Consider the following 13,392-nt stretch of genomic DNA (forward strand, 5'->3'; position numbering starts at 1 on the left):
CGCCTTTATCATCGGCTTTTACAATAGTACAAATATTCTGTAATGCTTCGCCTACATCGGCTTGAGCAGGAGCAGTGGTTAGTAGAGATACAGTAGCAATAGCGATAGAAGTTTTAACAATTTTCAACATGGTTAATCCTCGGGTTGTTTTAATAAATTAATGCAACATATGTTGCGTTGGATTTATTAAAGCGCACCGAGCATGATTAAAAAACCTGCGTGTTAATACTTTAGTATTAGTTGCAATACTTAGACTAAAGAGTCAGGTTATTTCATTACAACCAATCACTCTTTATGGGCTATTCTTTTACTGCTGCTCTTTCGGCCATGCGCGATTTTAACTTATCAATACAATCTTGATCTTCACCACAACGCTTTTCAATTAACATCTGCTGTTTAGCACTGTCTCGATCTCCTCTTTCAGACCCTTCTTTTTCAGCCATACGAGATTTCATCTTGGCAATACAATCTTGGTCATCGCCACAGCGCTTTTCAATCAACATCTGTTGTTTAGCACTGTCTCGAGTTCCTCTTTCAGCCCCACCTTTTTCAGCCATACGAGATTTCATCTTGGCAATACAGTCTTGGTCATCACCACAGCGCTTTTCAATCAACATCTGCTGTTTAGCACTGTCTCGATTTCCTCTTTCAGCCCCACCTTTTTCAGCCATTCGAGATTTCATCTTGGCAATACAGTCTTGATCATCGCCACAACGTTTTTCAATCAACATCTGCTGTTTAGCACTGTCACGATCCCCTCTTTCAGCCCCACCTTTTTCAGCCATTCGAGATTTCATCTTGGCAATACAGTCTTGATCTTCGCCACAACGGTCTTCAATTCTCTGCTGCATTAGATTTTGAACTTCAGCTTTTTTAGCTTCAACTTTCTCAGACTGGGCAAGAGTAAAAGTTGAAAACAGAACTGAAACCGTGGCGATTGTTACTAGCATAAAAGGTTTAATGGGCATAAAGCCTCCGTATTTTCTATTTAGAAGATTGGTTAACTTGTAAGGGCAAGATTGATGCCAGTAAAACTATATCGGCAACAATTCAAAATTGTTGTATTTTTTGAAGTGCAAAATAATCCAACCTTCTAAAACAATGTGCTTAAATTAGGGACGACTGATTTGATGCACCTTATATTCAAACACAAATTTTATGCTTCTATCCTTGCTCTTCTCTTGTAAAAACCAAATCATTACCTTTACTTTTTTGTTCTGAATATTGATAGCCAGCACTATCAAACTCTTTTAACTGACTCACATCTGTTAAACGATTTTCGATAATATATCTAGCCATCATTCCTCTGGCTTTTTTGGCAAAGAAGCTAATCACTTTATATTGACCGTTTTTACAGTCTTGAAAAACAGGTGTGTAAACCTCTGCATTTAAGGCCTTTGGGTGAACCGCTTTAAAATATTCATTAGAAGCTAGGTTGACCAAGACATTGTCACCTTGTGCATCAAGCGCTTCATTCAATTTGTTACTAATTCTGCTCCCCCAAAACTGATATAAGTTTTTATGTTCTCCGGTATCTAACTTAGTGCCCATCTCTAACCTATATGCTTGCATTAAATCTAGAGGCTTTAAGAGCCCATATAAACCAGATAATATGCGTAAATGGTGCTGCCCATAGTTTAAATCGTCTTCAGTCAACGTCCCTGCATCGAGCCCTGCATACACATCACCATTAAAGGCAAGTAACGCCTGCTTAGCATTGTCGGTTGTAAAGGGTAACTGCCAACTGGCATAACGGTCGGCATTTAAGCCTGCTAATTTGTCACTAATTTTCATAAGCGAACTTATTTTAGCTGGGCTCAATTTACGACAATGCTCAATCAAAAATTCTGAATCATCTAACATTTCAGGTTGTGAAAACGTTTCAGTAGAAGCGGGGGTTGCATAGTCAAGATTTTTGGCGGGAGATATAACCACTAACATTAAAAAGAGATCCTGTAAAAAAGTATCATTAAATAAAGGTAAGTTAGATATATGTGGGGCTGCTTTAGAAAAACAAGATAGGTTTAATACATCTGTAAATATAGGATGTTAAAATAAGCCTTATCCGTAGCAAAACCCATAGATTTAAAGCAAAACGTCGCTATTTAGTAACAATTTACTTTTTTTCACTTTTAAGGCGGCCTTTTACTAGCATCGGCTTTTTAACAGTTATATGCTTTATTTTAAGGGCTGTTAATAGATTTGGTAAACATTAAGCATAAGATAGTTAGCTTACTTCTTTGAGTTCACTACCAAGCTATAGCACATTAGCATCAAGCATAAACTAAGCGTCACCCAATACAGAGGATATTATGTCTAACCAATTACAAGCTTTACGAGAAATCACCACTGTTGTAGCAGATACAGGCGATATCGAGGCAATCAAAAAGTACCAACCAGTAGATGCCACTACTAACCCTTCATTATTATTGAAAGCGGCAGAAATGCCTCAGTACAAATCTCACCTAGAGAATGCTGTAGCATGGGCCAAAGAACAGTCATCAGATCCAGAGCAACAAATCATTGATGCAGGCGATAAGCTTTCAGTCACCATAGGTACTGATATAGTCAACATCGTTCCTGGCCGTATTTCAACTGAAGTAGACGCCCGCTTATCATTTGATACTGCTGCTAGTATCGAAAAAGCCCATAAATTAGTTGCCCTATATAAAGAAGCTGGTATCGACAAAAGCCGCATTTTAATAAAATTGGCCTCTACGTGGGAAGGCATCAAAGCCGCTGAAGTATTAGAAAAAGAAGGTATCAACTGCAACCTTACTTTGTTATTCGGTTTTGCTCAGGCTCAAGCATGTGCAGAAGCTGGCGCTTACCTAATTTCTCCTTTTGTAGGCCGTATTCTTGATTGGTACAAAAAGAGCACAGGTAAAACAGACTACACTTCAGAAGAAGATCCTGGCGTAGTATCTGTGACTAAAATCTATAACTACTACAAAGAGCACGGTTACAAAACTGTAGTTATGGGGGCAAGCTTCCGTAATACTGGTGAAATCACAGAACTAGCAGGCTGTGACCGTTTAACGATTGGTCCAGCACTTTTAGAAGAGCTATCACAATCTGATGCACCTCTTCCTGTTAAGTTGACAGATACTGGGGCGACTAAAACACCTGGCGCACCTTTAACTGAAGCTCAATTCCGCTGGGAAATGAACCAAGATGCAATGGCAACCGAAAAAGTATCTGAAGGGATCCGTAACTTCGCCATTGACCAAGTAAAACTAGAAACACTATTAAAAAGCTACCTATAAGCTAAATTAGTTTAAAAAAAGCGTCGTTCTGCGGCGCTTTTTTGTCATTATTTTTGTATCACCCTACACCCGAGGTCTCCTATGACAGCATTGACTGAATCTAAAGCTTGGCAAAACCTAGAAAGCCTAGCAGAACAAATAAAAACACAACATATGCGAGATTGGTTTGCAGCCGATCCTCAAAGAGCAGAAAAATACACCGAATCAGCCTGTGGTATCGAATTAGACTTTTCAAAAAATTTAGTCACCGATGAAGTACTTAGTGCATTACAAGCGTTAGCTGCTGAATGTCAGGTTTCAGAAAAGCGCGACGCCATGTTTGCGGGTGACATCATTAACCACACCGAAAAACGTGCAGTCTTACACACAGCCCTTCGTAACTTTTCAGGCAAGCCAGTATTAGTCGATGGCGAAGACGTGATGCCAGAAGTCTTAGCCTGCCAACAAAAAATTCAAGATTTTGTGGCTAGTGTTCATAGCGGTGAACGTAAAGGTTATACAGGTAAACCTCTTAAACAAATTGTAGCTATTGGTATTGGCGGTTCATTTTTAGGTCCTAAAATCATGTCTGAAGCCCTTAAACCCTATTGGTTTGAAGGTGTAAAAGTACACTATGTAGCAAATGTTGATGGCTGTCATATTCAAGACGTACTCGCTACAGTTGATCATGAAGAAACCCTAGTGGTGATGTCTTCTAAATCATTTACAACCCAAGAAACGCTGCAAAACACATTAACCGCAAAAGCATGGTTTTTAGGTGCTGGCGGTACACAGCAAGATATTGCAAAACACTTTATTGCTGTGTCTTCCAATATTAAAGCTGCTACCGAATTTGGTATGGCTGAAGACAATATCTTCCCCATGTGGGATTGGGTAGGCGGTCGTTACTCTCTTTGGTCAGCAATCGGTTTACCCATTGCACTCACCATAGGTTACGACAATTACCGCGAATTATTGCAAGGCGCTTTTGAAATGGATAAACATTTTCAAACTGCCCCTGCTGAGCAAAACTTACCTATGTTATTAGCATTATTGGGCGTTTGGTATGTGAACTTCTTCGGTGCTCAAAGTCATGTATTGCTGCCTTACTATCATTACTTACGAGGCTTTCCAGCTTATGTGCAACAACTTGATATGGAAAGTAATGGTAAACGTATAGCAGGCGCTAAAACAGCAACAGACTATGAAACAGGACCAATAATCTGGGGAAGTGAAGGCACTAACGGCCAACATTCATTCCACCAGCTTATTCACCAAGGCACAGTGTTAGTGCCAGCTGACTTTATGTTACCGCTAAACGTCCCTAATCAAGACGATACTCATCATGCCATGTTAGCGTCAAACTGTTTTGGTCAAACTCAAGCATTAATGCAGGGGAAAACCTTTGAAGAGTGTAAAGCAGATTTAGCATCTAAAGGTTTGGATGAAGCCGAGCTTGACTCTCTCGCCACTCACAAAACTATGCCTGGCAATAAACCAAGCAATACTATGCTGTTTGATAAAGTGGATCCTAAAACATTAGGCGCTTTGGTCGCTATGTATGAACACAAAGTATTTGTACAAGGTGCAGTATGGGGTGTGAACTCATTCGACCAATGGGGCGTAGAGTTAGGAAAAGAGCTAGGCAATCAAGTACTTGATAAGCTAGTCAATACAGATGCAGCGTTAAGCTTTGACGCATCAACTAACCAGTTAATTGCTAAATTTAGAGCGGCAAATAGCTAACTTTATTAAAGCTAGATGAAAACTAAAAAGGCGGACTACCCCAAGTAGTCCGCCTTTTTTAATGATTAAACTAAATGTACAAAAAGTATTAAAACGGATTTTGGCTGTAGCCTTTTTCAGCTAAAAGGACATGGGCTGTCATGGCTGACAATGCCATATCAACCCCCTCAATCATATCCTCATTATCCACTTGATGATAAGCCGCAGATTGCCCGCATTGAACAAATTGTACTTCATTAGCGATTAAGGTTTTTATCAACTCGTTATTGGGATTCTCTTTACCATATTTAGCTTGGTAAGATTTCCCATTACGTAGTTCATTAGTGGCACCGCCATGCACCACTACTACCAGATCAATATTCTTAGTGGGAATACCGTTGGCTACATGCATATTGTAAAAGCGCGCAATGCTATCAAAGCCACGATTAAGCCCACCGTCCTTACCTGCTTTACTAATATCAAATACCACTTTCATCTTGGTATCTTTGGCAAGTCTCATATCTTGCTTTACTGGAGCATGTTTACCATAACCAAAGATTATCGGCCCATCGGCAAACTCAGCCGCCAACCCTTTAAAACATGTACCACACACTAAGCCAATTATTGCGATCTTAGCTAAATTCTTCATAGTGACTCCTCTCTGTAGTACTTTGTTTTATTACATTGCTCGGCTGACTATATCTGTCTATTGTGTTCGTTTAAAGTATCCCAGTTAAACTTACAAAGCGGCATGGCCAACATTAAACGCTAAACAGGTTTATCCCCCTCAAGTGTTACTCGATAACCTGATCTAGTTTCTGGAAAATAATCCCACACAGCAAAATGTTGTGTACAGCGATTATCCCAAATCGCGATCGAGTGAGCCTGCCACTCAAAACGTACCTGAAAATTCGGATCTTTCGCTAACTCAAAAAGCATTTTTAATATGCCATCACTTTCAGTTTTAGATACCCCCATAATCCGTGTGGTGTAAGAGCGATTAACAAAAATTCCTTTACGGCCAGTAACAGGGTGAGTTCTCACCACTGGATGACGGCTGCAGGGGTAAGCCGTTCCATAATCTCCATAGATACTATGATAAACAGGGTTAGCATCGTGCTCAGCTTCTAACCCACCTAGATACTCTTGTAATGCCGGAGACAAGGAGTCATACGCTGCATACATAGATGAAAACAAGGTATCGCCACCAATGCTAGGTATGGTGTGCAAGTAAAGCATTGACCCCATTGGCGGCTCAGGGTTACAGCTTAAATCAGAATGCCAATTGTCACCTGCAATATATTTAGAGTTTTCATCTGCATGGATAGCAACAATGTCCTTATGGCCTTCTATACTGGGGGCGCCTGGATGCATAATTAAATTGCTAAACACCTTACCCACTTCTTTATGCTGTTCGTGGCTAATAGGCTGGTCTCGAAGAAAAATAACTTGATGGTCCATCAAAGCTTGTTTCAAATCTGTTTTTTGTTGGCTAGATAAAGGTTTAGTTAAATCCAGGTTTCCGACTGTCGCCCCTATATTTTTTGTCATGGGTGTGACTGTTATTCTACTCATAGTTGCACCATTGGATTTTGTAATTAATAAGTTTAAACACTACATGCCATATTGATAAGTATCGTAATCTGCTACCTTACTTAGCCTGACCATATCTAACGCCCGTGCATACTCAGTTAAAAGAGACAGAGAATGCTGCAGACGAGCTCGTATATACATATCATCTTTCCCCTCTGCTTGTTCGGTGTCGTTGAGACATGTTTTTACGTTACGAATTATAATATGGTCTGGGATCCAGCAAATACGATTGTTCTTGTAGCTGCTAATACGCAATTCAGCAACGGGTAAGTAACCGCCAACAGTAGAAGAAACCGCAACAATCAAACCCGGTTTATTTGCCATTTCAGCCGCACTAGCGAATAAAAATAGATTTTTGAGACAACTAGGAACCATGCCATGCCAGTCAGGCGTCACCACCACAAAACCATCACAGCTTTTTAACTCATCAGCAACTGGCTGCCACTTTGCTTGAAGAGTGCCATTTTTTTCGTACCAAAAGCTATCTTCAAAACTAGGTAAGGGCTCAACACCTAAATCAATCAGGTAACTACTCACTCCAGCAGCGTTAAGTTTTGCCTCGATATAGTTTCCAACCTTAGATGTTTGCGAATTAGCTCGTTGACTGCCACAAATAATACCGATTTTCATTGCTGCTCCAGTTATTTTTGTTGAGCGCTTAATCTATCCTTGATTAAGAAAGGCTTCTTGTTCTTTTACGTACAAAAAGTTGAGCTCCTTAACCTCTCCTTAACTATTTGAAACATCTGGGTGCAGCAACGCACAACCTTAGCGCAAGAACCTATATTCTTAGCAGGCACATCACTTATCAAAATCGTGTTATTTCAAATTGTGAGACGGATATGTCCAAGATGGAGACACAACAAATTTCTATAATGTTTCCAGTTTCAACAATAATGTAAAGACTCGTCACTAGCTACCTTTGATGAGCTATGTCATTGAATACGTTAAATTATGGGAAAACAAAGAATGATAAATAAAGTATTCACAGAAGATTTTTTCGCCAGTATGGCAAGCTCAACACTTGATATTGGCCGAGCCGAAAGCTTGCCTCCTGAATGTTACGCCGATCCGGCTTTCTTTGAATTTGAAAAAGAAGCCCTTTTCAACCATGAGTGGTTATGTGTTGGACGGGAATCTCTTTTGCCCAATATTGGTGATTATTTTACCGTAACCCATATCAACGAACCGTTAATTATCTGCCGCGACAAAACCAAAGAAATAAAAGCAATGTCGGCTGTATGCCAACATAGAGGCATGTTAGTGGCCGAAGACCATGGAAATGCCAAAGTATTTTTATGCCCTTACCACAACTGGTGTTACCAATTAGACGGTTCACTTTCTGGCGCGCCAGCTATGAACAAAACCTGTGACTTCAGTCGTGAAAATCATGCGTTGCCGCAACTGAAAGTAGAGATATGGCAAGGTTTTATATTCGTTAACTTTGACCTCAATGCCGCACCTCTAGCCCCACGACTTCCTGAGGTGAGCAAATACTTAGCTAACTATGAACTAGAAAAAGCCGAAGGCCCACGACCTGAAAAACCTGAGAGTTACAACTGGAACTGGAAAGTGATGATGGAAAATAACAATGATGGCTATCACGCGACTAAGTTACATAAAGGCCCTTTGCATGACTTCATTCCTAGTGAAAAGTCCGAATTTCCTACTATGTCAGAGAATGAAGCTGGGTATGTAAGGTTAAATGGAACGGACCACGCTGATGCCGCTTTTAACCCACTACAAAAAGCGATATTACCGATATTTCCTAACCTAACAGACGAAGACCGCAATCGCGCCGTGTTTGCTAACCTGCCCCCTACTCTTTCGCTTGTTATCACTGCAGACATGATTATTTACTTAATTTTACATGCCGAATCAGCCGAGAGCCACAGTATGACAATTGGTTATTTAGTGGCACCAGGGGCGATGAAAACGCCACTTTTTCAAGACAAAATAGACTTCAACATGAAAGCCGCTATGGAGATTACCGAGCAAGACCTTCATGTAGATAGACTAGTACAAGTTGGCTTAAATTCTCGTTTTGCCCCTAGAGGCCGTTATTCTTGGCAAGAAGAAGCACAGTTACTACTAAACCAATGGCTAGTAGAGCGCTATCAACATAGCTGGAAACACACCCAACAAACTATCCCGATAAAGCAAGCAACTTAAGACAGTATTAGTCTTATACCCACTGAAATTATTATCTACAAATAGAAAATTTATTAAGGTTGAAACTATGCAAGATTGCGTCAATCCTGAGCAAAAAACGACAATGCCTGCAATATTCTTTGGGCACGGCAGCCCAGGTAATGTTTTGGAAAACAATCAAGCCACCTCAATGTGGGCAAGGCTAGGAAAAGAACTACCTACCCCCAAAGGTATCATTTGCATTTCTGCCCATTGGTATACCCAAGGCGTAGGTGTTACTTCTTCTGAAAACCCCAAGACCATACATGATTTTGGAGGGTTTCCGGCAGTTATGTATGAAATGCAATATCCTGCTCCGGGCAGCCCTGAACTAGCTGCAAAAATCACCTCGATTTTATCTGAAGAAGGTGCAGTGTTAGACGACAGTTGGGGCTTTGATCATGGTACTTGGTGTGTACTTAAAAAAGTCTTTCCTAAAGCTAATATCCCTGTGGTGCAATTATCGATTCATAGCGGTAAGCCACCAAGCTTCCACTTTAACCTTGGCCGAAAGTTGGCGGTATTACGAGAACAAGGTTACTTAATTATTGGTAGTGGCAATATAGTTCATAACCTTTCTGTCATGGATTGGGGTGGACGTAATAGCTGCTTTGACTGGGCTAAAATATTTGGTGATTACATTCGTAATGCAATATTAAACAACCAACCAGAGTCAGTCATCAATTATGCTAAGTTTGGCCCAGAAGCCCCGCAATCAGTGCCTCATCCGGATCATTTTTTACCGTTACTATATGTCTTAGGTGCCCGTACTTCTGAAGACAAAGTACACTTTGAAACTAACTATGTTGAATATGGCTCTTTAGATATGACCACTGTTGTGTTGAGTTAAAACACGTAAAAAAGGGAATACGCACAATTAAGCTGGCGTACTCAGTCAAGAAACTGATCTTTCAAGCGATTAGCCTAAACATAACGAGCTTATATTAATAATAAACGGGAGTACTCATTATGTCATTGCTAAAAACAGATGATTTAAGCAATCAAGACAGACATCAAGCAGGTGCGATGCATACCTTGAAGGCTACAGTCGAAAACTGTCACTGGGGATATTTTTCAGCAACCGAAAGCCCTGCCGTGATAATAGAAAGTGGCGACATTATTCAAGCCGAAGCCATAACCCATCATGCTGGTGACGCTCCTGAACTAATGATGGACGAAAGTATCAAAGCGGTTTGGGATGGTATCCCCGAAGCCGATAGAAATCCTGGAGTACATTTAATGACAGGCCCTATTTTTGTGAAAGGGGCCCAACCAGGAGATATGTTAGAAGTCAGATATCTTTCTATGCGCCCCAGATTTTCATATGGCTCAAATTTAGCCGCCAATTGGGGGCATTTATACAAAGAGTTCGGCGAAAAAGAAAGGGTGACAATCTATCGTTTAGACATGGCGAGCATGCAAGCCCATGGACATTATGCTTATGATTTTAAGGGTAAATACGAAGTCCCTGGCACCATAACTAAATGTCCAGAGTGTGAACGCGAAAAAACACTCAACGGCGTTAGAGTACCGGTTAGACCACACCTTGGAACCGCAGGGGTTGCACCAGACGTGTCAGGCCGTGTTAGCACCATACCACCGGGTAAACATGGCGGTAATATCGACAACTGGAGAATTGGTGCTGGCTCGACCATGTACTACCCAGTACAAGTTGAAGGTGGACTATTCTCTATTGGTGACCCACATGTATCACAAGGTGACGGTGAAATAAGCGGTACCGCCATTGAGGCCTCTCTTGACGTGACCATGCAAATCATTTTACGCAAAGATTTTGTGTTCCCATCTCCATTGTTAGAGACTCCTAATTACTTTGTGGTACATGGCTTTGATGAAGACCTTAATGTAGCCATGAAAAACGCGTCTGTGGACATGCTAGAACTTTTAGCAGAGCACAGAGGGATGAGTAAAGATGATGCATATTCATTAATGAGTATCAGTAGCGATTTTGGCGTAACTCAAGTGGTAGATAGTGTACAAGGTGTACATGCAAAAATCCCTAGAAGCATTGTCGATACTGGTGAGCCTGACTCAGAGTAACCCGAGTAAATTACCTACCTGACTGTTTTCGAAGCTGTTAAATCATTCTCTGATTTAACAGCTTTTTCAAATAATCATTCTCTATATTTCACTTGTACTGGTATATAAATTGCAATTTCTACTTAGTGGGCAGCTATTTTAGTTGCGCCAAGTTAAATTGAATCCTTAATGATTAAGAAGTTTAAGGAGGGAGAGCATATGCAAAATCGTGGCTGGAGTTATTCTACAGATTCCCATTCTAAAATGAACCGTTTAGACAGTTGGCAAGAAGCATTAGGGAAATTGGGGCTCTTTAGTGAATACCCCGGAAGTTTAGAAGATTTTTATGCTGATATGCATTGCATGTCTACCCCAAAAGGAATCGAATTTACCCGCATAAGATCCGGTGCTCAAAATATAATCGCAAAAAAAGAAAACAACAATGATGGGGTATGGGTCGCATTTCCTTTAGAAGGTCGTATGACCATTCAAGAAGGCGACCGTTCTTTTGAAGTCATACCTGGAGATTTAGTATTTGGAGCAATGGGCTCTAAAACGTCTTTAACTTTACATTCTGATTTTCGACAATTGTTTGTGACTATTCCTAACATTGCCTTTAACGCTCGACTTATAGCGCCACTCCCCACCCATATGCTGCATTTACCGGGACATTCTGGACCAGCACAAACTTTAGTCGCCATGTTAGTCTCTCTAGCTAATAACCTTGAAACCATAACTGAAGACCAGCTTAGGCCCATTGAACTGGCTATCCCCGAATTTTTAATAGCGGCGCTGTTTCCAGAAGCAGATACCCGCACATTAGGCGGTTCAGCTGGCGTTAAAGCTGCTATGTTACATCGTATTTGCCAAGGGATAGAAGTGAGGCTTTCTAACCCAGATTTAAACTTAAATGAAGTGGCTAGAGAACATAAGATATCACCCAGGTATTTGCAGAAATTATTTGAGTCTGTTGATCAGAGCTTTAGCCGCTATATCCGCAATAGGCGCTTAGAACGTTGTAAAGATGATTTAGATAGCCCAGTTCATGCACAACTATCCATATCAGAAATCTGTTTTCGTTGGGGGTTTAATGATTCTGCGTATTTCAGCCGTTCTTTTAAAGATTACACAAAAATGTCTCCTAGGGAATACCGTAAACGTTCCAAACTGAAGGCGGCAAAATTAGAAGAACTACATCAAACTAGAGGCCGCCCTGCCACAGCAACCAGTGTGTCATTAGATGAATCAGAATTACGTAACAAGCTGGATACATCGGCAAGTCTGTCTTCATCACAATCACTAACTTCAGCGCAACAAAAAGCCTCAAACGTACATCATTATATTCCAGTCAACAAAGACACCATACATTGGGGTTATTTTGATAAAGACCTGCCGCCAGTATTAACAATGAACTCCCATGAAAAAGTTACCATAGAAACCCTAACCCATCATGCTTACGATGATTACGCCAGAATGATCAAAGATGACCCGGGTGCAGAAAGCGTTTTTAAATGGACCAAAAACCAAAAAAATGTTGACCGTAGAGGAGCCGGTCCCGCAGATGCTTCAGTTTATGGGCGTGGTTCTGGAGAAGGATTCGGCGTGCATGTGTGTACAGGACCTATTTATGTGAATGATGCAATGCCGGGAGATATCATTGAATTAAGAATTCTCGACATTCAGACTCGCCACAATAACAGTGAGCAATTTAAAGGCAGAAGTTTTGGATCCAATGCAGCCACGTTCTGGGGCTTTCACTATAACGATCTCCTCACTGAGCCCAAACCCAGAGAAGTAGTGACTATTTACGAAATCGATGAGTCTGAAAAGCCATTTTGTGCCCATGCCGTATATAACTACCGCTGGGTACCTCAAACGGATCCCTTTGGTGTTACCCATGACAGAATTGACTACCCAGGTGTACCTGTTGATCATAGTAAAACCCATAAAAACTTTGATATATTACAGAACGTAGAAATCCCCCTACGCCCCCATTTTGGCACCATAGGCTTAGCACCAAACCATAGTGGCTTGGTTGACTCAGTGCCCCCATCAAATCAAGGGGGGAATCTAGATAATTGGCGTCTTGCAAAAGACTCGAAAGTTTTTCTTCCTGTTGCAGTTGCTGGCGGTTTATTATCAGTGGGTGACCCCCATGCTAGCCAAGGTGACTCTGAACTTTGCGGTACCGCAATAGAATGTTCTTTAACCGGCGTGTTTCAAGTCATTTTACACAAACAAGGAGATATCACTGGCCGCCACTTTGATGTTGATTTTCCTTTGATAGAGACGGACACTGAATGGGTAATTTTAGGATTTAGTCATCCTAACTACCTTAAAGAGTTAGGTGATAATGCACAAAGTGATATTTACAGCCAGTCAACTATCGATTTAGCCATGCGAGACGCATTTCGAAAATCACGTAGATTTTTGATGAACTCACAAAATTTAACTGAAGATGAAGCCATTTCACTTTTATCCGTAGCTGTTGATTTTGGTGTGACCCAAGTAGTTGATGGTAACTGGGGAGTACATGCAGTCATACCAAAAACGATTTTTACTAACTTAAATGAAGGGGTTTCTGAAACCTAGCCCCTTCATC

11 protein-coding genes are annotated in these 13,392 nt (G+C 40.9%); 6 read left to right on the plus strand and 5 right to left on the minus strand.

The window, feature by feature from the left end:
- Positions 1 to 299: 299 nt before the first annotated feature.
- Together ABJE44_RS11435 and yaaA are read right to left on the minus strand one after the other, a co-directional pair.
- Entirely contained in the window at positions 300 to 968 is a 669-nt protein-coding gene (locus ABJE44_RS11435) for a hypothetical protein (protein ID WP_348112117.1), read from the minus strand.
- Between the two features lie 196 nt (positions 969 to 1,164).
- Complete coding sequence (gene yaaA, locus ABJE44_RS11440) at positions 1,165 to 1,941, minus strand: peroxide stress protein YaaA (protein WP_348112118.1); 777 nt, start codon at positions 1,939 to 1,941, stop codon at positions 1,165 to 1,167.
- Positions 1,942 to 2,312: 371 nt separating this feature from the next.
- Here yaaA and tal point away from each other — a divergent pair, with 371 nt between their 5' ends.
- Both tal and pgi read left to right on the plus strand, forming a co-directional pair.
- Entirely contained in the window at positions 2,313 to 3,266 is a 954-nt protein-coding gene (tal, locus tag ABJE44_RS11445) for a transaldolase (protein ID WP_348112119.1), read from the plus strand.
- Between the two features lie 81 nt (positions 3,267 to 3,347).
- Complete coding sequence (pgi, locus tag ABJE44_RS11450) at positions 3,348 to 4,991, plus strand: glucose-6-phosphate isomerase (protein WP_348112120.1); 1,644 nt, start codon at positions 3,348 to 3,350, stop codon at positions 4,989 to 4,991.
- Between the two features lie 88 nt (positions 4,992 to 5,079).
- On the opposite strand, the gene ABJE44_RS11455 is transcribed toward pgi, so the two are convergent.
- The 3 genes from ABJE44_RS11455 to ABJE44_RS11465 all read right to left on the minus strand — a co-directional run bounded on the left by ABJE44_RS11455 (position 5,080) and on the right by ABJE44_RS11465 (position 7,193).
- The gene (locus ABJE44_RS11455; RefSeq protein WP_348112121.1) at positions 5,080 to 5,619 is read right to left on the minus strand and encodes a DsrE family protein; all 540 of its coding nucleotides are present in this window, start codon (positions 5,617 to 5,619) and stop codon (positions 5,080 to 5,082) included.
- A gap of 119 nt (positions 5,620 to 5,738) precedes the next feature.
- A complete protein-coding gene (locus tag ABJE44_RS11460; RefSeq protein WP_348112122.1) occupies positions 5,739 to 6,545 on the minus strand; it encodes a TauD/TfdA family dioxygenase in 807 nt (268 codons plus the stop codon).
- A 39-nt stretch (positions 6,546 to 6,584) separates the two neighbouring features.
- Positions 6,585 to 7,193 carry an NAD(P)H-dependent oxidoreductase gene (locus ABJE44_RS11465; RefSeq protein WP_348112123.1) on the minus strand — a complete coding sequence of 203 codons (609 nt, stop codon included), beginning with the start codon at positions 7,191 to 7,193 and terminating at the stop codon, positions 6,585 to 6,587.
- A gap of 339 nt (positions 7,194 to 7,532) precedes the next feature.
- Between ABJE44_RS11465 and ABJE44_RS11470 the strand changes: the two genes are divergently transcribed.
- From ABJE44_RS11470 to ABJE44_RS11485, 4 genes are all read left to right on the plus strand, one after another.
- Complete coding sequence (locus ABJE44_RS11470) at positions 7,533 to 8,735, plus strand: SRPBCC family protein (RefSeq protein WP_348112124.1); 1,203 nt, start codon at positions 7,533 to 7,535, stop codon at positions 8,733 to 8,735.
- A 67-nt stretch (positions 8,736 to 8,802) separates the two neighbouring features.
- Entirely contained in the window at positions 8,803 to 9,603 is an 801-nt protein-coding gene (gene ygiD / locus ABJE44_RS11475; protein WP_348112125.1) for a 4,5-DOPA dioxygenase extradiol, read from the plus strand.
- 119 nt (positions 9,604 to 9,722) lie between these two features.
- The gene (locus ABJE44_RS11480) at positions 9,723 to 10,811 is read left to right on the plus strand and encodes an acetamidase/formamidase family protein (protein WP_348112126.1); all 1,089 of its coding nucleotides are present in this window, start codon (positions 9,723 to 9,725) and stop codon (positions 10,809 to 10,811) included.
- 198 nt (positions 10,812 to 11,009) lie between these two features.
- Positions 11,010 to 13,382 (plus strand): acetamidase/formamidase family protein, encoded by a 2,373-nt coding sequence (locus ABJE44_RS11485; RefSeq protein WP_348112127.1) that lies wholly within the window; start codon positions 11,010 to 11,012, stop codon positions 13,380 to 13,382.
- The last annotated feature ends 10 nt before the right edge of the window (positions 13,383 to 13,392 follow it).

The organism is Paraglaciecola sp. (genome assembly GCF_039942875.1).
Classification (GTDB): Bacteria; Pseudomonadota; Gammaproteobacteria; order Enterobacterales; family Alteromonadaceae; genus Paraglaciecola.

What these genes read in the sequence shown, in the direction of transcription:
- ABJE44_RS11435 (WP_348112117.1), bottom strand. Translation starts at nt 968, where the DNA reads ATGCCCATTAAACCTTTTATGCTAGTAACAATCGCCACGGTTTCAGTT.
- yaaA (WP_348112118.1), bottom strand. Translation starts at nt 1,941, where the DNA reads ATGTTAGTGGTTATATCTCCCGCCAAAAATCTTGACTATGCAACCCCC.
- tal (WP_348112119.1), top strand. Translation starts at nt 2,313, where the DNA reads ATGTCTAACCAATTACAAGCTTTACGAGAAATCACCACTGTTGTAGCA.
- pgi (WP_348112120.1), top strand. Translation starts at nt 3,348, where the DNA reads ATGACAGCATTGACTGAATCTAAAGCTTGGCAAAACCTAGAAAGCCTA.
- ABJE44_RS11455 (WP_348112121.1), bottom strand. Translation starts at nt 5,619, where the DNA reads ATGAAGAATTTAGCTAAGATCGCAATAATTGGCTTAGTGTGTGGTACA.
- ABJE44_RS11460 (WP_348112122.1), bottom strand. Translation starts at nt 6,545, where the DNA reads ATGAGTAGAATAACAGTCACACCCATGACAAAAAATATAGGGGCGACA.
- ABJE44_RS11465 (WP_348112123.1), bottom strand. Translation starts at nt 7,193, where the DNA reads ATGAAAATCGGTATTATTTGTGGCAGTCAACGAGCTAATTCGCAAACA.
- ABJE44_RS11470 (WP_348112124.1), top strand. Translation starts at nt 7,533, where the DNA reads ATGATAAATAAAGTATTCACAGAAGATTTTTTCGCCAGTATGGCAAGC.
- ygiD (WP_348112125.1), top strand. Translation starts at nt 8,803, where the DNA reads ATGCAAGATTGCGTCAATCCTGAGCAAAAAACGACAATGCCTGCAATA.
- ABJE44_RS11480 (WP_348112126.1), top strand. Translation starts at nt 9,723, where the DNA reads ATGTCATTGCTAAAAACAGATGATTTAAGCAATCAAGACAGACATCAA.
- ABJE44_RS11485 (WP_348112127.1), top strand. Translation starts at nt 11,010, where the DNA reads ATGCAAAATCGTGGCTGGAGTTATTCTACAGATTCCCATTCTAAAATG.